Raw genomic sequence first — 20,891 nt, 5'->3', positions numbered from 1 at the left:
AGCGGCTTGTGCCGCGAAAGGGGTGCGAAGCGCCCCCCAAGATTTGCGCTCCACGCCACTATCGCCGAGGGCCGCTGCGCAGCCCTTTCGCGGCACAAGGCCGCTCCTACACGAACCCGCGCAGCCTCATACAGACTCCAGCCTTAGGCTTGGCCAACGGCTGGGGGGGGGAAATCAGCGCGCGACAACTGGTCAGACCGGTAAGGCCAAAATATCTTGCAATGTAAGAAATTTCGGAGTTTTATGGCTCTCGCAGTGAACAAACCGGTAAGACCACAATAATTAAGTCCTGCACTCTTTCGCTCCGTGTGGCTGGGGGGCAAGGACACCGACCAGAGATCCCTCCCATGCTCAAATGGTGTTCGCGTTCGATCTTTCTCCAGGTAGTGCTCGGCCTCGCCTTAGGCGTCGTCTGCGGCCTGAGCGCTCCTGAACTCTCCCTGCAACTCAAACCCCTCGGTGACGGTTTCATCAAGCTGATCAAGATGCTGATCGGCCTGATCGTGTTCTGCGTTGTAGTCAGCGGCATCTCTGGTGCCGGCGACCTGAAAAAGGTCGGCCGCATCGGCCTGAAGTCGGTCATCTACTTTGAAGTGCTGACCACCCTGGCCCTGGTGATCGGTCTGGTGTTCGCCTTCACCAGCGGCATCGGTACCGGCGCCAACATTCACCTCGACCAACTGTCCAGCGCCGACGCAGGCGCCCTGGCCGACCGCGGCGCGCACATCCATAGCACCACCGGCTTCCTCATGGACCTGATCCCTACCTCGGTGGTGGGCGCCTTTGCCGACAACAACATCCTGCAAGTGCTGCTGTTCTCGGTGCTGTTCGGCAGTGCGTTGAACCTGGTGGGCGAATCGGCCTCGGGCATTTCGCGCCTGATCAACGAACTAAGCCATGTGATCTTCCGCATCATGGGCATGATCGTGCGCCTGGCACCGATCGGCGTATTCGGTGCCATCGCCTTCACCACCAGCAAATATGGCCTGTCGTCGCTGCAGCATCTGGGCGGCCTGGTGGCGCTGTTCTACCTGACCTGCGCAGGCTTCGTGCTGATCATCCTCGGCACCGTGATGCGTATCTCTGGCCTGCGCCTGCTACCGCTGATCCGCTACCTGCGTGAAGAGCTGAGCATCGTGCTCGGTACCGCCTCGTCGGATGCCGTGCTGCCACAGGTCATGCGCAAGCTTGAGCATCTGGGCATCGGCAGCTCCACCGTGGGCCTGGTAATTCCAACCGGCTACTCGTTCAACCTCGACGGCTTCTCCATCTACCTGACGCTGGCAATCGTGTTCATCGCCAACGCCACCGGCACCCCACTGGCAATGACCGACCTGCTGACCATCCTGCTGGTGTCGCTGGTCACTTCCAAAGGCGCCCACGGCATCCCCGGCTCGGCGCTGGTGATTCTGGCAGCGACCCTGACCGCAGTGCCGGCGATCCCCGTGGTGGGCCTGGTGCTGGTGCTGGCAGTCGACTGGTTCATGGGTATTGGCCGCGCACTGACCAACCTGATCGGCAACTGCGTGGCCACCGTGGCCATCGCCCGCTGGGAGAAAGACATCGACCTGGAGCGCGCCAACAACGTGCTGGCCAACAAGCCAGGCTTTGCCCCGGCGCCACGCAAACCACAAGGCCCGGCCCATCAACAGGAATTCTGAGCCAAGCCCGGCCGACGCCAAGCGTCGGCCGGCAACTTCCCGACAACCGACGGCGCCGAACAAGGAGCGACCCGTGATCAGCTCTTCGACCGTAGTCAACTCAGTGGTGGAGAAACTTCGCCAAGCCCTGGCCCGCGGCCAGTGGCGCAGCGGCGACATGTTGCCCGGCCAGCGCGAGCTGGCCGAGCAGTTGGGTATCAGCCGACCTAGCCTGCGCGAAGCGGTAATCGTGCTGGAAACCCTGGGCCTGGTGCGTTCGATGCCCGGCAAAGGCGTGCTGGTGCTCGATGCCGACGCTGCCCCCCCACAAACCCCGGAGACGGTGGCCCAGGCAAGCCTGGCCGACGTGCTGGAGCTGCGCTACACCCTCGAACCCTTCATCGCCGGCCTGGTCGCGCAATCGGCCGGCAGCCAGGACATCGGCCAGTTGCGCCTGACCCTCATGGACATGCGCGAAGCCTTGGACAGCACCGACAGCGAAGCAGGGTTCAATGCCTACATTGCGTTCCATGAAGCCTTGTTCGCGTTGACCACCAACCCGATTTTCCAGAGCGTGGTACAGCAGACCGGCAACGCCCTCAAGCAGAGCACCGACATGCTGCGCAATTCCCCCGAACACCTGGCAGCACGGCTTCGCGAAAACGAAGCGGTGGTGCGCGCCATCCGCGAGCGCAACAGCGCGTTGGCCAGCCTGCAGATGCGCCGCCACATCCTCGCTGAAGGCGAGCGCATGGGCATCGCACTGAATATTCCCGACGAACACCCAGGCCCGTAATAAAGGAGAGCGACCATGACCGCCAGCGCCCAAGCCGCCCTTCGCCTGCCTGCCCTGCTGGGTAGTGGCGAAACCCGCCTGTCGGCCGAGCAAATCTACCCGCGGCTGTTCGACGCGATTCTCGAACAGCGTCTGCCACCAGGCAGCGCCTTGCCTGAACAAGCCCTGGGCAATGCCTTTGGCGTCAGCCGCACGGTAATCCGCCGCGTGCTCGGGCGCCTTTGCGACCAGCAAGTGGTGGTGCAGCGCCCAAGCCACACCGCACACTTGGCCGCCCCCGACCCGCAGCAAGCCCGCCAGGTGCTCAGCGCCCGGCGCCTGGCCGAAACCACGTTGATTGGCCTGGCCACGCAGCGTGCCCGGCCAGCGCAGATCCGCCAGTTGCGCCAATTGGTCGAGCGCGAGCGCCAGCACCACGAACAGGGCGAGCGCTGCACGGCCATCCGCCTGGGCGGTGAGTTCCACATGAAACTTGCGCAAATGGCGGCCAACGCGCCACTGGCGCGTTTTCTCAATGGCCTGGTGCCAATGACTTCGCTGATCATCGCCCGCTACGAGTCGCCGTGCTGCGAGCACTGCGCCTGGCAGGAACATGCCGCGATCATCGATGCGGTGGAGGGCGGTAACGGCGAGGCGGCGCTGGCGTTGATGCATGAGCATCTTGATCGGCTCGAGGCCAAGCTTGACCTGGGCCAGGGCTGAGCAGGCCTGGCTGAAAAAGGGGCCGCCTTGCGGCGCAAGGCCGGTGCCCTCCCCTCAGGCCGCAGCCAGCGCCGACCTTGGCAAGCCAAACACCCGGTCAAACGCCCAGTTATAGGCAAAGGTGTAGCACGGCACCAGCACGATGAACGCCAGGTCCACCATCAGCGCCTCCAGCAACGTCATTCCCAGCCACCAGGCAATCAGCGGGATCAGGTACACCACCAAGGTCAGCTGAAACCCCACCGCATGCACAACCCGGCGCGCCACGCTACGACCGCGCGTGGCCTGGCGGCTCTCCCAGTACTCGAACAACGTGTTGTAGATCAGGTTCCACAGCATGGCGATGGTGGTGATCATCACCGCCAAGGGCCCGGTGTGCGACGCCTGGGTGTCCGACAAATAAGCCAGGCCCAAGGTCGACATGCACAGGCCGATCAATTCATAGAAGGTCACGTAGACCAGTTTGCGTTTAAGTCCTTGCACGGGTTTGCCTTTACTACAGGTTCATCGAAAGGCGGCGAGCTTGCATCAATGCGCTTGACAGAAAAAGTCATCAGCTTTCAGATTTACTGAAAGGAGACTTGCCATGAACCTGTCCAGCGACACTATCGAACTGTTTCTTGCCGTCCTCGACCGAGGCTCGTTTTCAGCCGCCGCCAGGGCATTGGGGCGGGTGCCTTCAGCCATTAGCATGGCCATTGGCAACCTTGAAGCCGAACTGGGCTATGCCCTGTTCGAGCGCGGCTCACGGGAAGTGCGGCCCACCGCCCAGGCACTGGCGCTTGAGCCACACGCTCGCTTGATAGCCGAGCAACTGGGCTTGCTGGCAGTGCACGCCCTGGAGCTGTCGCAAGGGCTTGAAAGCAGCCTGGCTATCGCCGTCGTGCCCGACATCGACCAGCGCCCGCTGCTTGCGGCCATCGGCCGCCTCGCCGAACGCTACCCGCTGCTGGATATCGAGCTGCTTGCAGCGCCCCAAGAAGAGGCATTGCAGCTGCTGGACAGCGGCCGAGCCGCCTTGGCGCTGGCTTTTGCAGGCCTGCATGTGGACCCGCAGCGCAGCTTTCAGCACGTTGGCATGGAGTCGCTGGTGGCCATTTTGTCGCCTGGGCACCCGGCGCTTGTCCAAGGGCGGATCCGCAATCTAGAGGACCTGGTTGGCTTACGCCAGGTACTTATAGCCAGCCGCGACCTGCCCCTGAGCGACCCGCGCTCACTGATCGGCACCTCGCATTGGCGCACCGACAGCTTCGATCTGGCCGTGCAAATGGTCGAAGCTGGCCTGGGCTGGGGAGATTTACCCTTGTCGCGGGTGGCCCCGTTCATTGCAGACGGCCGCCTGGTGCGCCTGGAATTCGGCAATACCCGCAACGAATTGCAGCTTCCGGTGCATGCTTTCTGGCGCAAACAACAGCCGCTTGGGCAGGCGGCGCGCGCCTTGGTCAGGCTGCTGTGCGAGCGGGGTGACATTTAGGGCATATCAGTCACAAATTGCGACAGCCGGTGTATCAACAAATTTCAGATGCCGCCGATACCGTGTTGACAGGGTTTGCCCATCGCACCAAAAGTGTGCGGCGCCCTCCACCCTCTGGCCCAAGGTCTCGAAACATGAACCTGAAATTCCGCCACAAGATATTGCTCAGTGCCTGCGGCGTTGTCGTCCTGGCATTTGCCCTGTTCACGCTTTACAACGACTACCTGCAGCGCAACACCATCCGCCAGAATATCGAGTCATCGGTACGCCAGGCAGGCGCGCAGACAGCCAGTAGCGTGCAGAACTGGATGAGCGGGCGCATTCTGGTATTAGAAAACCTCGCGCAGAATATCGGCCAGCAGGGAGCAGGCAGCAACGTACCAGGGTTGGTTGACCAACCATCCCTGACCAGCAACTTCCAGTTCACTTATTTTGGCCAGAACACCGGCCTGTTCACCCAGCGCCCTGACGCCAAGATGCCTGATGGCTACGACCCGCGTCAGCGCCCGTGGTACACCCAGGCGGTCAGCGCCAACCAGACCCTGCTGACCCCGCCCTACCAGGCGTCGGTCGGTGGCCTGGTGGTCACCATCGCCATCCCGGTCAAGGCCCGCAGCGGCGGCGAACTGCTCGGGGTAGTCGGTGGCGACCTGAGCCTGGACACCTTGGTGGAGATTCTCAACGCGGTAGACTTCGGCGGCATCGGCCATGCGTTTCTGGTCGACCACGAAGGCCAGGTCATCGTCAGCCCTGACAAAGACCACGTGATGAAAAACCTCAAGGACATCTACCCAGGCACCACCCTGCGCATCGAGCCGGGCCTGCAGGATGTAACCTTGAACGGCCAGGAACGCATTCTCTCGTTCGCCCCGGTCAAAGGCCTGCCCTCAGCGAAGTGGTACATCGGCCTGTCGATCGATAAAGACAAAGCCTACGCAGCCCTCGGCCAGTTCCGTATCTCGGCCATTATTGCCATGCTCGTGGCCGTGGCTGCCATCGCCGGCCTGCTGGGCCTGCTGATCCCTGTGCTGATGCGCCCTCTGACCACCATGGGCCGCGCCATGCGCGACATCGCCGAAGGTGAAGGCGACCTGACCCGCCGCCTGACCGTGCAGAACAACGACGAATTCGGGGAACTGGCCAGCTCATTCAACCGCTTCGTCGAGCGTATTCACGCCTCGATCAGCGAAGTGTCTTCGGCTACCCGCCTGGTGCACGACCTTTCCGAGAAAGTCGTAGGCGCATCCAACGCCTCGCTTACCGGCTCCGAAGAGCAGAGCATGCGCACCAACAGCGTGGCCGCGGCGATCAACGAACTGGGCGCCGCTACCCAGGAAATCGCCCGCAACGCCGCCGATGCCTCGCAGCACGCCAGCGGCGCCAGCGACCAGGCCCACGATGGCCGCACCGTGGTCGAGCAGGCCATCAGTTCCATGACCGCCCTGTCGCAGCGCATCAGCGAGTCGTGCCAACAGATCGAAACGCTCAATGCCAGCACCGACGAGATCGGCAAGATTCTCGACGTGATCAAGGGTATTTCCCAGCAGACCAACTTGCTGGCGCTCAACGCCGCCATTGAAGCCGCGCGCGCGGGTGAAGCGGGCCGCGGGTTCGCCGTGGTAGCCGATGAAGTACGTAACCTGGCCCACCGCACCCAGGAATCGGCTGAAGAGATTCACCGCATGATCACCAGCCTGCAAGTGGGCTCGCGCGAGGCGGTGCACACCATGAACACCAGCCAGGTGTCCAGCGAGCAAACCGTGCAGGTTGCCAACCAGGCCGGCGAACGCCTGGCCAGCGTTACCCAGCGCATCGGCGAGATCGACGGCATGAACCAGTCGGTGGCCACCGCCACCGAAGAGCAGACCGCCGTGGTCGAGAGCCTGAACCTGGACATCACCCAGATCAATGCCCTCAACCAGCAAGGGGTGGAAAACCTCAACGAAACGCTGCGCCACTGCGATGCGCTGAGCCAGCAGGCCGGGCGCCTGAAACAACTGGTCGGCAGTTTCCGCATCTGACCGTGGTCGGCATCGCGGGCCAGCCCCGCGATGCCGACATGACCGGTTATAACCTAATAACGAACAAGTCTATTTGGCTATAAAAAAATCTATATGCTGCTTGCATCCGATAACGGGCAAAGCTGGGCAGTCGAGTAGCGTATGGATGTAGGTTCTTTCGGTTTCACCATTGCAGGGCTGGTTGTGGGTTTCATCGTCGGCATGACCGGCGTTGGCGGCGGTTCGCTGATGACCCCTATCCTGCTGTGGTTCGGCATCAGCCCCGCCACTGCCGTGGGCACCGACCTGCTCTACGCAGCCATCACCAAAGCCAGCGGCGTCTGGGTGCATGGGCGCAACAAGAACATCGATTGGAAGATCACCGGCTGGCTGACCCTCGGCAGTGTGCCGGCTGCGGCGCTGACCCTGTGGTTTCTCAGCACCCTGCACACCGATACCTCGGCGCTGAACGCAATCATCAAGCAAGGCCTGGCCGTAGTGCTGATCCTGACTGCGCTGGCGATCCTGTTCAAATCGCGCCTGCAAGCTTTCGCCAGCCGCCATGCCGGCGACCACTACCACCTCAGCGACCGCACCCTGAACACCCTCACCGTGGTGACAGGCGTTGTGCTGGGGGTGATGGTTACCCTGACCTCGATCGGCGCTGGCGCCCTGGGCACCGTCGCGTTGTTCTTGCTGTACCCCTTCCTGGTCACCCGCCGCCTGGTGGGCACCGAAATCGCCCACGCGGTACCGCTGACGCTGGTCGCAGGCCTGGGCCACGCCGGCATGGGCAACATGGACTGGTCGCTGCTGGGTTACCTGCTGCTGGGGTCGTTGCCGGGGATCTACCTGGGTAGCCACCTGACCGGGCGCATCTCCGACCGCGTGCTGCGGCCTTGCCTGGCAGCGATGCTGCTGCTGATCGGGTACAAGCTGGCGTTCTGAGCCAACCCTTACCGGTTCCACGGCAGTGCAGGAGCGGCCTTGTGTCGCGAAAGGGCTGCGCAGCAGCCCCAATATCTCGGATTTAATGCAAAAAATGCCGGGGCTGCTGCGCAGCCCTTTCGCGACACAAGGCCGCTCCTGCACCGACCGCGCCAGCCGCCACATTCGTGTACGGCCATAGTCCTGCCCGATTACTTGGCGGACTGTTGCTCGAGGTAATCGGTCAGGAAGTGCTCGGGGTTGCTCTGGCGGGCCAGACCCGCGCTGTAGTACAGCGGGGTTTCCCCGTCCTGGCCTGGCAGATAGAGTTCACCCGAGTTGCCACGCACGATCAGCACGACATACTTCTTGCCGTCCACCTGGGTGGCATAGCGCACGTCACGGCCGGTCTTCTCCACCTGCATTTTCTGGATACGCTTGTCCCAATCGTGATCGGCGCCAGCAATCTGTACCAGCGCCTCGTTGGCCGAGCGCTCACCGACGCGCATCGTCCAGACCTGCACTCCACGTTCACCTTCGAAAGCGTCTACCTTGTCCGCCACCGCCGGCCGTGCGGCCTCGGCTGCAAACAATGGGCTGCTGATGAAAAGGCCCAGCGCCAGGGCCATCCAGTTGCGTTTTGCTGCAAGCATCATGCTGCGATTCCTGTTCGATCAATGGAAAAACCCCGCTCCGGGGGCCGGATAATGATTGCAGATACGCCGTACAGTTCAACCCTTCACTGCATGCCGCTCAACGCAACGGCTTTTTGCCACCCTTAATCAGCTTGCCGCTGCCTCGTTCCTTGTTTAATCCAACGACAACAAGGAAGTTGCAGCATGACCGATCTCTCACGTCGCTCGCTGGTTGGCCTGGGCATAGCCCTGCCGTTTCTCGGCCAACTGAGCTGGGCCGGCGAGGCCCCGCCTGCGGCCCGCAATGCAGGCCCTGTGCAAATCAATTTCAACGAAAGCCCCTGGGGCCCATGCCCCGCCGCGCGCAAGGCAATGCAGGACGGCATCGCGCAGAGCGGGCGCTACCCGTACAAGGCGCAGTACCGGCTGATCGACCTGTTTGCCGAGCAGCAAGGCCTGCAAGCCGACCAGGTGCAGGTATTCTGCGGCTCGAAACTTGCGCTGCAGCATGCAGTGATGGCCTTTACCGGCCCGCGCAGCCTGGTGCTGGCAGAACCCTCCTACGAAGCGCCGAGCGACGCCGCACACGCCCGGGGCACAGCAGTGCGCGCCGTCGCACTGAACCCGCAGCACGCCCATGACGTCGACGCCATGCTGGGTGCCGACAGCAACCCCGGCATGATCTACCTGTGCAACCCCAACAACCCCACCGGCACCCTCACCCCGCGCCGCGACATTGAACGCCTGCTCTCGCACAAGCCCGCAGGCAGCGTGGTGGTGGTCGATGAGGCCTACATTCATTTCAGCGACGCGCAAAGCTGTGTCGATCTGGTCAAGGAGCACCCCGAGCTGCTGGTGCTGCAAACCTTCTCCAAACTCTACGGCATGGCCGGCGCACGCCTGGGCCTGGCCATCGGGCAGGCGCCGCTGCTGCAAAAACTTGAGGTGTACGACGGCGATAACGTGGCCCCCGCCGCTACCCTGCTGGCAGGACTGGCCAGCCTGCAAGACCCGCAGGTTGCGCCGCAGCGCAAGCGTGACAACGCCCGCCTGCGCGACCACACCATTGCCTGGCTCGGTGAGCGCGGCTGGCGCTGCACGGCATCGCAGACCAACTGCTTCATGATTGACCTGCGCGGCCCTGCACAGCCGGTGGTAGAGCGCCTGGCCCAGGAGCAGGTACTCGTGGGCAGGGTGTGGCCAAGCTGGCCAAACTGGATGCGCGTAAGCGTGGGTGATGAGGCCGACATGCGGCGTTTTCGCGAGGCGTTTGCCAAAGTTACGGCCGGCTGACGGCCATCACTGAAACCCACTGAAACAGGGGCCGCGTTGCGGCCCTTCTGGCTTCTACAGCAAATTCAAGACAATCCTGTTAATTCCTGTACACGAATTTTCTCCTAAAGGTTTATATTCAACCCGCCGAAACAGTAGGCATAGCAAGTGGCCACCCCTCCACCGAAACGGCCATGCGTTCCTTCACTTTCACGGATGGGTGTCGCAATGAAAATAAAAAATAAATTAGTGCTGGCCTTCGTGCTCGTGGCGTTTATCCCGGTCGCATTGGTTGGCGGTATTTCGGTAGTGAGTATCCGCAGCGACGCGGTCGACCAGTTCGTCGATGGCAGTACCCGTGAAATCCGCCAGATCGACGGCAACATGCGGCAGTTCTTCGACGGCACGCTGCAAAACGTCGATCAAATGGCCAAGGATCCTGTATACAATTCGGTCAGTACACTTAAAGACTACACCGGCCCAGACGCAGCCAAACTGCCGATGCCAGCAGCCGCGCAACAGGTCATCGACGCCTTTGCCCGCTACGGCACCACCCACCCCGCTGCGGCCATTCTTTCCATCGGCCTGGAAGACGGCACCTACGCCAAATGGCCCGATGACCCGCAGTTGGCCAAATACGACCCGCGCGCCCGCCCTTGGTACAAGGCAGCCATGGCCACCCCGGACAAGACCGTGCGCACCGCTGCGTACTACTACGACAAAGACGACGTAGCGCTGGTGGGCACCGCCCGCGCACTGCTGGACCCGGCCGGCAAGCCACGCGGCGTGTTCGTGGTCAGCGTCTCGCTGAAAAACCTCACCGAACTGATCAAGAGCATCAAGCTGGGCGAAAGCGGCTATGTAATGCTGATCGAAGACGGCACCGTACTGGTCGACCCGCGCGACGCCGGGCACAGCTTCAAGCAGCTCAAGGACCTCGGCGCACCCTACGCGCAACTGGCCGCCACCACCCAGGGCTCGACCGACGTCGAGATCGACGGCGTCCGCTACATGGCCAACGTGTGGACCTCGCCGGGCCTGGGCTGGCGTTTTGTCGGGCTGATCGAATACAACGAAGTGATGGCTGCCGCCACCAGCATGACCTACACCATCGTCCTGATCGTGATTGTGCTGGCGTTGGTCTTCGCCCTGCTGGCTGCCGCGTTCTCGCGGGTTATCGTCAAGCCGATCAACCAGGTCAGTGTCGGCCTGCAATCGATCGCCGAAGGCGAAGGCGACCTGCGCCGCGACCTGCAGGTGCAAGGCCGTGATGAAACCGCCGAGCTTGCCGGCTGGTTCAACAAGTTCCTCGCCGCCATCCGCCAGTTGATCCAGCGTATTGGTGCGGCCTCCACCAACCTGCACGAAGCCTCGCAGGCCAACAGCGCCATGGCCGGCGACATGAACGAAGCAGCCGGCCGTCAACGCGAGGCGGTGGAGCTTGTGTCCACGGCCTTCAACGAGATGGTCGCCACTGCCAACGAAGTCGCGCGCTCTTGCAGCAGCGCCGCCGATGCCGCTGAAAATGGCCACCGCCGTGTGGCCGAAGGCAAGCAGCAGATCGTCGCCACCACCGACAACGTCAACCGCCTCGGCCTGCGCCTGAGCGAATCCTCCCAGGCCATGGTCGAGCTGGAAGAAGGCAGCCGCAGCATCAACCAGATTCTGGGCACCATCCGCGCCATCGCCGAGCAGACCAACCTGCTGGCGCTCAACGCCGCCATTGAAGCCGCTCGCGCAGGCGACCAGGGCCGCGGGTTTGCGGTAGTGGCAGACGAAGTCCGCGCGCTGGCCAAGCGCACCTCCGACTCCACCGGCGAGATCGACCAATTGCTCAACACCCTGGGTAGCAAAACCCAGGAGGTTTCACAAAAGATGGACAGCTGCCTGGACCTGTCACGCGCCAGCGTCTCGTCCATCGAAAGCGCGCGCGACAGCTTCGAAGGCATTCAGCTGTCGGTGAACGAGATTCGCGACCAGAACCTGCAGATTTCTGCCGCCGCCGAGGAGCAGCACAGCGTGGCTGAAGAGATCAACCGCCACATCCAGCAGATCTACGACGAAGCGCGCCTGGTTGAAGGCCTTGCCAGCTCGGCGCAGTCCGACTCCGGGCGCCTGGCACAGCTGTCGGATGAGCTGAACGGGCTGGTCGGGCGCTTCAAATCATAAGCCTGTGACAATGCTGTGGGAGATTCTGTGGTTTTGTGCAAGCTTGTGGTGGCCTCATCGCAGGCTGCCGCCAGCTCCCACAGAGGCCATGTTCAACCGCAATATTGCTGGTTGGAGCCAATCCTGTGGGAAATGATAGAGCGTTGTGGCGAGCGGGCTTGTCCCGCGTTGGGCTGCGCAGCAGCCCTGAAAACCCAAGGGGCTGCTACGCAGCCCAACGCGGGGCAAGCCCGCTCGCCACCAGAGGAAATATGTCTGGCGGGAACAGGCTTGTACAAAACCATAGAATCTCCCACAGTCATCTGGGCAAGCCCGCAATGTCGCGACTTTGCGCGGTCCGTGTGGGAGCTGGCGACAGCCTGCGATGGGGCCGGCAGGCCGAGTCGAGTTGCCCGAACCGCAAGCCCACGGTGCTGGATGTGATAGACATCCAACCTTGAACGCAAAAACGGCCGGGCCCCGCCAAGGGCCCGACCGCTTTAGGTCACGCTAACGCTTAAAGACGCTTGGCGCTACGGATCTGGTGCACCACACCCATCGCCACCACCACACACGCAGCAATGCCAGTCGAGATCACCAGAATCTGGTAGTCAGGCATAAACGCCATGGTCACCAGGGCAGCGACGATAAACGCGATTACCAGGTAGGTCAGCCAGGGGAACAGCCACATCTTCAGCTGCACCTGCTTGCCTTCTGCAATCAGCTTGCGGCGCATGCGCAGTTGCGAGCAGGCGATCACCAAGTACACCAGCAGCGCAATCATGCCCGTGGTGTTCATCAGCGTATCGAGCACGTCTTTAGGGCGCAGTGTCTCGCTGAAGTTGATCAGCGCACACACCACAGCGACCGCACAAGAACCCAGAATCGCGTAAACCGGCACCCCGGTGCCTGCACGGGTGATCTTGAACAACGATGGCGCATCGCCACGCTGGGACAGCGAGAACAGCATGCGCGAAGCGGTGTAGTGCCCGGAGATCAAGCAACTGCTCACCGAGGTCAGTACCACGAAGTTCATCAGCAGCTCGGCATACGGCACACCCAGCAGCTCCAGCGTCCGACGGTAGGCGCCATAGCCCGAGACGCCCAGGTGCGGGTCGTTCCAAGGCACCAGGCAGACGATCAGGAAGATCGAACCCACGTAGAACAGGCACACGCGCCACACTACCGAGTTGGTAGCCTTGACGATCTGTGCAGCCGGGTCCTTGGCTTCGGACGCCGCGATGGTGACGATTTCAGCCCCCAGGAAGGCGAACATCACCCCAAGCAACGCACCGATTACCGTGGAGATGCCGTTGGGCATGAAGCCTTCAGCCGTCAAGTGCGTGATGCCGCGCACCTCGCCGAACTGCCAGACGTTCATCACTGCAGCGGTGCACACCACCAGGAAGCAGACAATCGCCACCACTTTGATCAAGGCGAACCAGAACTCGAACTCGCCGTAGTGCTTGACGTTGAAGAAGTTGACAGTGATCAGCAGCAGCGTCGTGGCCAGCACGAACACGTTGACGCTGACGTCGGGGAAGAAGCCGTGCAGGATCTTGCCCGCCACGTAGGCTTCCCAGGCCATCAGGATCACCCAGTACCACCAGTACAACCAGCCGATGGTGAAACCGGCCCAGCGGCCAATGGCGCGGTCAGCGTAGGTGGAGAACGAACCGGTGTCCGGCGAAGAGGTCGCCATCTCGCCCAGCATGCGCATGATCAGCACCACCAGGATGCCGCCAGCGAGGTAAGCCAGCACGGCTGCTGGGCCTGCGCTGTGGATGACGCTGCCGGAGCCGACGAACAGTGCGCCGCCGATAACACCGGCGATCGACATCATCGTCAGGTGGCGCGATTTGAGCGAGGCACTGAGTTTGCTCTCGTGCTCGCCTTTCGCGGTGGTGGATGTGGATGTTGCGTCCATCAGTTATGTACCCCGTGCTTCTTTTTATCCAAGGAAAACTGTGAAACCCCGATGGCTATCGGTCTCACCTGTACAGTGCAAATGCGGGCAGGGAGGTGTGCGCAGCACACGCAGGCCATCCATGGCGGCCTGCTCACGCGGTCAGAAGTCGCCCTCTGAACGTGCAGAACCATGCTGGGGCCAGGCCAATGAAGGCCGACCGGCAGAAAGAAGTTTCGAGGCGAACCTCGACGGTGAAGCGGCGATTTTATGATTATTCATGACGCTGGTACGCGCTGTGTTGGAGATATCTGACACGTAATGTAAAAATGTCTGACGCAGAGAGCCATGCACAGTGGCATGAAATCCGCACTGCACTGTACAGGCTGCCAATGCAATACACCCCCGCAGGCGCTTGGCGTTACGCACCCCGAAGGCACCCGAATGTTCCAGCTACACCCTGAATCCCCTACCCCGCTGGTCAACCAGATCATTGACGGGTTGCGCCAACTGATCGACAACCAGACCCTCAAACCTGGCGCGAAGGTGCCGTCGATCCGCGCATTCGCCGCCACCTACTCGGTAAGCACCTTCACCGTGGTGGAGGCGTACGACCGCCTGGTCGCCCAGGGCTTGCTGGTGAGCAAGGGCAATGCAGGCTTCTTCGTCAATCGTGCTGCCAACGAACTGATAGAAAGCCAGAACGTCGACACCGACACCTCGCGCCCGACATTCAACTCCGAGTGGTATCTGCAACAGATCTTCGAGATCCGCCAACTGCCGTTCAAGCCCGGCTGCGGCTGGTTGCCCAATGAATGGATGTACGAGGAAGGCCTGCGCCGCGGCCTGCGCCAAGTCGCCGGCAGCCCGCTGGAGCTGTCGGGCTATGGCGACCCCATGGGCCTGGCAGAGCTGCGCGCACTGACTGCGCAGAACCTGCAACAGGACCTGTCGATCGTCGCCAACCCGGCGCAATTAATGCTCACCCACGGCGCCAGCCAGGCCTTGGACCTGGCGGTGCGAACCCTGGTTCGCCCAGGTGACGTGGTGCTGGTGGACGACCCCGGCTACCCCAACCTGATGAGCATCCTGCGCACCCAGGGCGCAACCCTGGTTGGCGTGCCGCGTACCCCGGCCGGCTACGACCTGGACCACCTCGAACGCCTGCTCGCCCACCACCGCCCTACCGCGTTCTTTACCCAGCCGCACCTGCACAGCCCGACCTGCTCGCGCACCCCGCTGGCGCAGTTGCATCGGCTGCTGCAACTGGCCAGCCAGCATGGTTTCCGTCTGGTGGAGAACAACCTCTACGCCGACATGATCGCAGACCCGCTGCCATGCCTTGCCAGCCTCGACCACCTGCAGCAGGTGGTGTACGTGGGCAGCTATTCGAAAAGCATCTCGCCCAACGTGCGGGTCGGCTACCTGCTGGCCAACCCTGAACTGACCCAGCAACTGGTGCACCTGAAAATGCGTTCAGGCTTGACCACCTCCCAGGTGATGGAGCGCGTGGTCTATGCCGCGATCATCGACGGGCGCTGGCGCAAGCACCTCAAGCGCCTGCGCCAACGCCTGGCGGAGGCGCACCAGGAGGTGGGACGCCACTTGCACCGGCTCGGTTTCGAGCTGTTCACCGAGTCCGACGAAGGCATGTACGTCTGGACCCGCCACCCAGCCATCCCAGACAGCGCTGCGCTGCTGGACGACGCCTTGGAGAAAGGCATCATGCTCGGCCCCGGCCAGTTGTTCATGGTCGATGCCAAAGCGACCGGGTGGATGCGCTTCAACGTGGCGTTCAGCACCGACCCTGCCATGTGGGAGCTGTTGGAAAAAGTGCTGGTCAAGCATGTGAAGCGCGGGGGGCTCTGATGATGTCAGCACTGGTGTTACCGTAGTGCTCGACTCTGCCCATCGACAGTAATGGATTCCTGCAACTATCAAATGTGATAGTTGCACATGCCGATAGCGTTTCTAAACTTAGATATCATCAGTCGCGCACTTAAAACCTGAGGCAGGGCCATGCGTTACTTCTATTCGGCTGGGACAATCTTTACCCTTCTCGATAGTGACAGCCATTTTACGTGTTTCCGGGTTTCGCACCGAACCCTGGCGATCATGGAGAACGCTTCAACCTTGCTGGCGGGCACCGACCCACATCACTCCATCACGCTTCGGCTAAGCCCAACGATGACGCAACTTACCAGCTATACTCCGTATGGCTTCAGCTCAGCCTGCGCCGTTGATTTGACCGGTTTCAACGGTACCAAATATGACGCTACATCAGGTTGTTATCTGTTAGGAAACGGATATCGGGCTTATAGTCCTACATTAATGAGATTCCTCAGCGCTGACAATCTTTCCCCATTCAAAGCTGGCGGTCTCAACGCTTATAATTTTGTGGGCAATGACCCCATCAATTACCAGGATAATTCCGGCCATGTGAAGACATTGCTTTACGAAGGCCTCGGCCAGAGAATCGCGCCAGATGCGATGATTTTTCGCAAACGAGACAGCAGCGGGATGAAACAGTTGATCCTAGACGCTCACGGGGACGGTAACTACGTTTATATCGACGACACCCCGCTAACGCCGCAGCAGCTAATAACACGATTGAAAGACTCCGGGGTAAATCCACATAACTATACCCATCTGTCGCTTTGTAGCTGTAAAACAGCGCAAGTCGATAATGGCAAGATCTCATACGCGCAAGCGGTCTCTGACCTCCTTTCAATTCCGGTGGAAGGGTATGAAGGTAACGTACGCGCCTTCCTCACGGAGACCCCGGGTCCCTCTCTGCCTGCCGGGCTAACCCGAATTGAGCATCGGATCTTTACAGAAAATCCGAGCAACCCTGGAGATCCTGGTTATTCGACATTTTCATACAAACCGAAAACCTTTTACCCATCCCAACGCGCGGACGGCATTAGAAAAAACGATGCCCCTAATCAATAAATGCGTTGGTGTATCAGACCAAGGGCAGGACCTTGCAACGCAAGCACTCGATCTGCTGGCGTCATGCGGTAAGCAGCAGAATCACCTAGCCCAGCCAACCCAGTGAAACTTTCGCCAACCCCGCCCAGTCCAGACCCCTATCGATCAATGACTGGGAGCAGGTGATGACGGGTACGGTAGGCGACTTTCTGGTGGAACGTTTGTACGAGTGGGGCGTGCGGCGCATATTTGGCTACCCAGGCGACGGCATCAACGGCGTGTTCGGCGCGCTGAGCCGCGCCAACGGAAAGATCCAGTTCATCCAGGCCCGCCACGAAGAGATGGCTGCGTTCATGGCCAGCGCCCACGCCAAATTCACCGGCGAGCTAGGCGTGTGTATCGCCACCTCTGGCCCTGGCGCGTCGCACCTGCTCACCGGCCTTTACGATGCGCGCATGGACCACCAACCGGTATTGGCCATCGTCGGCCAGCAGGCGCGGGCAGCGCTTGGTGGCCATTACCAGCAGGAACTCGACCTGGTGTCGATGTTCAAGGACGTAGCGGGTGCGTTCGTACAACAAGCGTCCACCCCTTCGCAGGTGCGTCACCTGCTGGACCGCGCAGTGCGCACCGCCGTCGGCGAACGCCGCGTGACGGCAGTGATTCTGCCCAACGACCTGCAAGACCTGCCTTACAGCGAACCGGCGAGGGCCCATGGCACTGTGCACTCCGGCGTCGGCTACAGCAAGCCGCACGTGGTGCCTTTCGAGGCGGATCTGCAACGCGCAGCCGATGTGCTCAATACCGGGCGCAAGGTGGCAATTCTGGTGGGGGCAGGTGCGTTGCAAGCCAGTGAACAGGTTCGGGCTGTCGCAGAAAAACTGGGCGCCGGTGTGGCCAAGGCGCTGCTGGGCAAGGCTGTGTTGCCGGATGACCTGCCGTGGGTCACCGGCGCAATTGGCCTGCTCGGCACCGAACCCAGTTACCAGTTGATGAACGAGTGCGACACCTTGCTGATGATCGGCTCGGGTTTCCCCTATTCGGAGTTTCTGCCCAAGGAGGGCCAGGCGCGCGGCGTACAGATAGACCTGCAGCCAGACATGCTCAGCCTGCGCTACCCGATGGAGGTCAACCTCACCGGCGACGCCGGCGAAACCCTGCAAGCGCTGCTGCCGCTGCTCGAACACAAGGACGACCGGCGCTGGCGGCGCAAGGTAGAAGGCTGGCGCGCGCGCTGGGACAAAACCGTGCACAAGCGCGCTCTGGCCAAGGCCGAGCCGATCAACCCGCAACGTGTGGTACACGAGCTGTCGCCACGCCTGCCAGACCACGCCATCATTACCAGTGACTCGGGCTCCTGCGCCAACTGGTTCGCCCGCGACCTGCAAATCCGCGAGGGCATGCAATGCTCGCTGTCGGGCGGCCTGGCATGCATGGGTGCGGCGGTGCCCTACGCCATCGCCGCCAAGTTCGCCCACCCCCAGCGCCCGGTGGTGGCATTGGTGGGCGACGGCGCCATGCAGATGAACAACCTGGCCGAGCTGATCACAGTGGCCAAATACTGGCAGCAGTGGGAAAATCCACGGTGGATCTGCGCGGTATTCAACAACGAGGACCTCAATCAGGTGACGTGGGAGCAGCGGGTGATGGAAGGCGACCCGAAGTTCGAGGCGTCGCAGTCAATCCCTGACGTGCCGTATCACCTGTTTGCAATATCCATTGGCCTGGAAGGTATTTTCGTCGACCGCGAAGAGGACGTGGGCCCCGCCTGGGAGCGAGCGCTGGCGGCAGATCGCCCGGTATTGATCGAGTTCAAGACAGACCCCAACGTGCCGCCTTTACCGCCGCACATCAAGCTTGAGCAGGCGAAGAAGTTCGCCGGCACCCTGCTCAAGGGTGACCCGGACCAAGCTGGGGTAATCGTGCAAACCGCCAAGCAGGTGCTCAAATCGGTGTTGCCGGGCTGACCGTGCCATCGGAACCCTTCCCCCTCTTGCAAGCAGCGTGAAACAAGGCATGCAAGAGGGGGGAGCGCTGGGCTTATGCCTCTTGAAGCGCACGTGGCCGAGCGTTGCGCTGTTCAGCACCGCTGTCAGCGGCATTTTGCAACTGGAAATCAAACGTCAGTTCAGCGTAGCGGCCAGGCACGCCGCGAGCGCCGTCTTCGCGGAACACGATTTCCCCCACCAGCCCTTCTCGCGTCGCATAGGCGAAGTCGTCCCACAGGTACTTGTCACCCGAAAGGTTGATTTGAGTGGTCAGGTGGCGGTAGCCCGGCGCAGAAATGAAGAAGTGCACATGCGCCGGCCGCTGGCCATGACGGCCCAGCAGATCCAGGCATTCCTGAGTAGGGCCTTGCGGGTCGCAACCGTAGCCAGAAGGCACGATCGAACGCGCGCGATAGCGGCCTTGCGCGTCAGTGACGATACGCCGACGCAGGTTGTAGTCCGACTGGCTCTTGTCGAAGAACGAGTACGTGCCACGGGTGTTGGCATGCCAAAGGTCGACAGTGGCTCCGGCCAGGGGCTTGCCCTGCGGGTCGAGCACCTGCCCTTCAAGGAACATCACGGTTGCGCTGCCGTCTTCACTGCCATCATCCATCCGCGCTTGCCCTTCGGCGAGCGGAGCACCTGCTACGTACAGAGGGCCCTCAATCGTACGTGGGGTGCCGCCCGTAAGGCCAACCTCGGCATCCTTGGCGTCCTGGAGCAAATCAAGGAAGTGCTCGAGCCCCAGGCCTGCTACCAACAAGCCCGCCTCGCCCTTGCCGCCCAGGCGGTTCAAGTAATCGACGGCATGCCAGAATTCATCCTCGGTGACCTCGAGCTCTTCGATCAACCGCGCGGTGCCCTGCAGAACGCGGTGGATGATGGTCTTGATGCGGGCGTTTCCGTCGGTGTTGCCAAACCCGCTTACCTCGTCGAAGAACTTTTGGGTCTCGGCAGATTGCGAAATTTTCACGGTCATGATCGGGTGCCTCGTCTTGTTCTGGTTGGATCGCAGCTCAGCGGTCATCGCTGTGGATGGACGATGGGTGGCGGCAAAGGCCTTCGACCTGGATGTCCATGTAAGGGAACAGCGGCAGTTGCATGAGGGTGTCGTGCAGCGCTTCAACGCTCGGCACATCGAAGACGCTGTAATTGGCGTACTGCCCCGCAATACGCCACAGGTGTCGCCAGGTGCCGTCTCTCTGCAGGCGTTGCGCCAGGTCTTTCTCGTCGGCCTTGAGCTTGGCGGCCTGTGCCGGGTCCAAGTCGCCGGGGAGCTTCACGGTCATCTTTACGTGGAAAAGCATCTGTTCTTTCTCCTTGCAGATCAGCATCAATGCCGGCAGAAACGCGCCAGGCGTTCTTCATTCAGGCTCAGGCCAAGCCCCGGTGTCCGAGGGACATGCAGCTCGAAGTCCCGGTAAACAGGAGGCTCGTTGACGATTTCTTCCGTCAGCAGCAGTGGCCCGAAAAGCTCGGTCCCCCAGGTCAACTGGCGCAGCGTCAGAAAGGCATGGGCAGAGGCCAGGGTGCCGATCGAGCCCTCGAGCATCGTGCCGCCATACAGAGCAATGCCGGCGGCCTGTGCGATCTGCGCAGTGCGCAGTACTGCGCGAGGCCCGCCATTTTTGGCGATCTTCAGTGCAAAGATGCTGGCCGCACCGTCGGCTGCCAGGCTGAAGGCATCTTCAACACTCTCGATGGATTCATCGGCCATGATGGGCGCTGGGCTGCTTTGGTTGAGCCGGATCTGGCCACTACGGTTGATGCGTGAAATGGGCTGTTCGATAAGGTCGATGCCGTTGTCAGCGAGCAGCCGGCAAGCCCGGAAGGCTTGTGACTCGTCCCAGTACTGGTTGACATCGACCCGCACGCTGGCGCGCTCGCCCAGCGCGCGTTTGATTGAAATGACGTGTTTGAGATCTTGTTCGAGCGGGTTCGCGCCAATCTTGAGCTTGAAAACGCGGTGACGGCGAATTTCAAGCATATGTTCCGCTTCCGCGATATCGCGGGCCGTATCGCCGCTGGCCAAGGTCCACGCAACTTCCAGGCTATCGCGCACACGGCCGCCGAGCAGCTCGCTGACTGCCAGCCCAAGACGCTTGCCTTGCGCGTCGAGCAGTGCAGTCTCGATACCTGACTTGGCAAAGGTGTTGCCCTTGGCCAGTTTGTCCAGTTTCTGCATCGCAGCGTTGATGTTGCCAGCAGGCAGGCCAAGCAACGCCGGAGCAAGGTACGCATCGATGTTGGCTTTGATGCCTTCCGGGCTCTCGTACCCATAGGCAAGCCCACCAATGGTGGTTGCCTCGCCGATGCCTTCTACACCGTCACTGCAGCGCAGGCGCAGCACCACCAAGGTTTGCTTCTGCATCGTATGCATGGCGAGCTTGTGCGGGCGAATGGTCGGAAGGTCGACAATGATGGCATCGAGCCTGTCGATTGTTGGGTAGGTCATGGTGAAGTCCGTTTGGT

17 protein-coding genes and 1 pseudogene are annotated in these 20,891 nt (G+C 61.6%); 12 read left to right on the top strand and 6 right to left on the bottom strand.

Features of this window, described 5'->3' with window-relative positions; genetic code table 11:
• The first annotated feature begins 347 nt into the window (after positions 1–347).
• The 3 genes from HU719_RS20485 to HU719_RS20475 all read left to right on the top strand — a co-directional run bounded on the left by HU719_RS20485 (position 348) and on the right by HU719_RS20475 (position 3,138).
• Positions 348–1,661: a C4-dicarboxylate transporter DctA gene (locus HU719_RS20485; RefSeq protein ID WP_186521004.1), complete on the top strand. Its 1,314-nt coding sequence runs from the start codon at positions 348–350 to the stop codon at positions 1,659–1,661.
• A 73-nt stretch (positions 1,662–1,734) separates the two neighbouring features.
• Positions 1,735–2,436 (top strand): FCD domain-containing protein, encoded by a 702-nt coding sequence (locus HU719_RS20480; protein ID WP_186521005.1) that lies wholly within the window; start codon positions 1,735–1,737, stop codon positions 2,434–2,436.
• A gap of 15 nt (positions 2,437–2,451) precedes the next feature.
• The gene (locus tag HU719_RS20475) at positions 2,452–3,138 is read left to right on the top strand and encodes a GntR family transcriptional regulator (RefSeq protein ID WP_186521006.1); all 687 of its coding nucleotides are present in this window, start codon (positions 2,452–2,454) and stop codon (positions 3,136–3,138) included.
• 54 nt (positions 3,139–3,192) lie between these two features.
• On the opposite strand, the gene HU719_RS20470 is transcribed toward HU719_RS20475, so the two are convergent.
• Positions 3,193–3,621 (bottom strand): PACE efflux transporter, encoded by a 429-nt coding sequence (locus HU719_RS20470; protein ID WP_186521007.1) that lies wholly within the window; start codon positions 3,619–3,621, stop codon positions 3,193–3,195.
• Between the two features lie 103 nt (positions 3,622–3,724).
• Here HU719_RS20470 and HU719_RS20465 point away from each other — a divergent pair, with 103 nt between their 5' ends.
• The 3 genes from HU719_RS20465 to HU719_RS20455 all read left to right on the top strand — a co-directional run bounded on the left by HU719_RS20465 (position 3,725) and on the right by HU719_RS20455 (position 7,560).
• A complete protein-coding gene (locus tag HU719_RS20465) occupies positions 3,725–4,612 on the top strand; it encodes a LysR family transcriptional regulator (protein ID WP_186537322.1) in 888 nt (295 codons plus the stop codon).
• 134 nt (positions 4,613–4,746) lie between these two features.
• Positions 4,747–6,633, top strand: a complete 1,887-nt coding sequence (gene mcpA / locus HU719_RS20460) for a methyl-accepting chemotaxis protein McpA (protein ID WP_186537321.1) — start codon at positions 4,747–4,749, stop codon at positions 6,631–6,633.
• 141 nt (positions 6,634–6,774) lie between these two features.
• Positions 6,775–7,560 (top strand): sulfite exporter TauE/SafE family protein, encoded by a 786-nt coding sequence (locus HU719_RS20455; RefSeq protein WP_186521010.1) that lies wholly within the window; start codon positions 6,775–6,777, stop codon positions 7,558–7,560.
• A 191-nt stretch (positions 7,561–7,751) separates the two neighbouring features.
• Here the strand turns inward: HU719_RS20455 and HU719_RS20450 are convergent, their stop codons facing one another.
• Positions 7,752–8,195 (bottom strand): hypothetical protein, encoded by a 444-nt coding sequence (locus tag HU719_RS20450; RefSeq protein ID WP_186534991.1) that lies wholly within the window; start codon positions 8,193–8,195, stop codon positions 7,752–7,754.
• Between the two features lie 183 nt (positions 8,196–8,378).
• On the opposite strand from HU719_RS20450, the gene ptaA reads away from it, so the two are divergent.
• The 3 genes and pseudogenes from ptaA (at position 8,379) to HU719_RS23985 (ending at position 11,615) form a co-directional block, all read left to right on the top strand.
• Positions 8,379–9,467, top strand: a complete 1,089-nt coding sequence (gene ptaA / locus HU719_RS20445; RefSeq protein WP_186534992.1) for a pyoverdine biosynthesis transaminase PtaA — start codon at positions 8,379–8,381, stop codon at positions 9,465–9,467.
• 195 nt (positions 9,468–9,662) lie between these two features.
• Positions 9,663–10,712 (top strand): annotated as a pseudogene (locus HU719_RS23990) (cache domain-containing protein); the annotation flags it as partial.
• 123 nt (positions 10,713–10,835) lie between these two features.
• On the top strand, positions 10,836–11,615 hold the full coding sequence (locus HU719_RS23985) for a methyl-accepting chemotaxis protein (RefSeq protein WP_422631672.1): 780 nt from the start codon (positions 10,836–10,838) through the stop codon (positions 11,613–11,615).
• A gap of 496 nt (positions 11,616–12,111) precedes the next feature.
• Here the strand turns inward: HU719_RS23985 and HU719_RS20435 are convergent, their stop codons facing one another.
• Positions 12,112–13,521: an amino acid permease gene (locus HU719_RS20435; protein WP_186535950.1), complete on the bottom strand. Its 1,410-nt coding sequence runs from the start codon at positions 13,519–13,521 to the stop codon at positions 12,112–12,114.
• A gap of 423 nt (positions 13,522–13,944) precedes the next feature.
• On the opposite strand from HU719_RS20435, the gene HU719_RS20430 reads away from it, so the two are divergent.
• From HU719_RS20430 to HU719_RS20420, 3 genes are all read left to right on the top strand, one after another.
• Complete coding sequence (locus HU719_RS20430) at positions 13,945–15,369, top strand: aminotransferase-like domain-containing protein (protein WP_186535952.1); 1,425 nt, start codon at positions 13,945–13,947, stop codon at positions 15,367–15,369.
• Positions 15,370–15,519: 150 nt separating this feature from the next.
• Positions 15,520–16,452: an RHS repeat-associated core domain-containing protein gene (locus tag HU719_RS20425; protein WP_186535954.1), complete on the top strand. Its 933-nt coding sequence runs from the start codon at positions 15,520–15,522 to the stop codon at positions 16,450–16,452.
• 164 nt (positions 16,453–16,616) lie between these two features.
• Positions 16,617–18,398, top strand: coding sequence for a thiamine pyrophosphate-requiring protein (locus HU719_RS20420; RefSeq protein WP_186535956.1), 1,782 nt, complete (start codon positions 16,617–16,619; stop codon positions 18,396–18,398).
• Between the two features lie 73 nt (positions 18,399–18,471).
• Here HU719_RS20420 and catA read toward each other — a convergent pair whose 3' ends face one another.
• Genes catA through HU719_RS20405 form a run of 3 tightly spaced genes read right to left on the bottom strand, consistent with a single transcriptional unit; the run spans position 18,472 to position 20,874 of the window.
• Positions 18,472–19,398: a catechol 1,2-dioxygenase gene (gene catA, locus HU719_RS20415; RefSeq protein ID WP_186535958.1), complete on the bottom strand. Its 927-nt coding sequence runs from the start codon at positions 19,396–19,398 to the stop codon at positions 18,472–18,474.
• A gap of 37 nt (positions 19,399–19,435) precedes the next feature.
• Entirely contained in the window at positions 19,436–19,726 is a 291-nt protein-coding gene (catC, locus tag HU719_RS20410) for a muconolactone Delta-isomerase (protein WP_186535960.1), read from the bottom strand.
• A gap of 26 nt (positions 19,727–19,752) precedes the next feature.
• Positions 19,753–20,874 carry a muconate cycloisomerase family protein gene (locus tag HU719_RS20405; protein WP_186536008.1) on the bottom strand — a complete coding sequence of 374 codons (1,122 nt, stop codon included), beginning with the start codon at positions 20,872–20,874 and terminating at the stop codon, positions 19,753–19,755.
• Positions 20,875–20,891 lie beyond the last annotated feature (17 nt).

This window comes from Pseudomonas farsensis (assembly GCF_014268805.2).
GTDB classification, from domain to species: Bacteria; Pseudomonadota; Gammaproteobacteria; order Pseudomonadales; family Pseudomonadaceae; genus Aquipseudomonas; species Aquipseudomonas farsensis.
Note: the sequence above shows the minus strand (reverse complement) of the source record. Positions and strands in the feature narration are given on the sequence as shown.

Bases quoted from the DNA above. Each gene is read 5' to 3' on its own strand.
- HU719_RS20430 (WP_186535952.1), top strand. From the start codon at position 13,945: ATGTTCCAGCTACACCCTGAATCCCCTACCCCGCTGGTCAACCAGATC.
- HU719_RS20435 (WP_186535950.1), bottom strand. From the start codon at position 13,521: ATGGACGCAACATCCACATCCACCACCGCGAAAGGCGAGCACGAGAGC.
- HU719_RS20420 (WP_186535956.1), top strand. From the start codon at position 16,617: ATGACGGGTACGGTAGGCGACTTTCTGGTGGAACGTTTGTACGAGTGG.
- HU719_RS20465 (WP_186537322.1), top strand. From the start codon at position 3,725: ATGAACCTGTCCAGCGACACTATCGAACTGTTTCTTGCCGTCCTCGAC.
- HU719_RS20475 (WP_186521006.1), top strand. From the start codon at position 2,452: ATGACCGCCAGCGCCCAAGCCGCCCTTCGCCTGCCTGCCCTGCTGGGT.
- HU719_RS23985 (WP_422631672.1), top strand. From the start codon at position 10,836: ATGGCCGGCGACATGAACGAAGCAGCCGGCCGTCAACGCGAGGCGGTG.
- catC (WP_186535960.1), bottom strand. From the start codon at position 19,726: ATGCTTTTCCACGTAAAGATGACCGTGAAGCTCCCCGGCGACTTGGAC.
- HU719_RS20425 (WP_186535954.1), top strand. From the start codon at position 15,520: ATGCGTTACTTCTATTCGGCTGGGACAATCTTTACCCTTCTCGATAGT.
- HU719_RS20450 (WP_186534991.1), bottom strand. From the start codon at position 8,195: ATGATGCTTGCAGCAAAACGCAACTGGATGGCCCTGGCGCTGGGCCTT.
- HU719_RS20405 (WP_186536008.1), bottom strand. From the start codon at position 20,874: ATGACCTACCCAACAATCGACAGGCTCGATGCCATCATTGTCGACCTT.
- HU719_RS20455 (WP_186521010.1), top strand. From the start codon at position 6,775: ATGGATGTAGGTTCTTTCGGTTTCACCATTGCAGGGCTGGTTGTGGGT.
- mcpA (WP_186537321.1), top strand. From the start codon at position 4,747: ATGAACCTGAAATTCCGCCACAAGATATTGCTCAGTGCCTGCGGCGTT.
- ptaA (WP_186534992.1), top strand. From the start codon at position 8,379: ATGACCGATCTCTCACGTCGCTCGCTGGTTGGCCTGGGCATAGCCCTG.
- HU719_RS20485 (WP_186521004.1), top strand. From the start codon at position 348: ATGCTCAAATGGTGTTCGCGTTCGATCTTTCTCCAGGTAGTGCTCGGC.
- catA (WP_186535958.1), bottom strand. From the start codon at position 19,398: ATGACCGTGAAAATTTCGCAATCTGCCGAGACCCAAAAGTTCTTCGAC.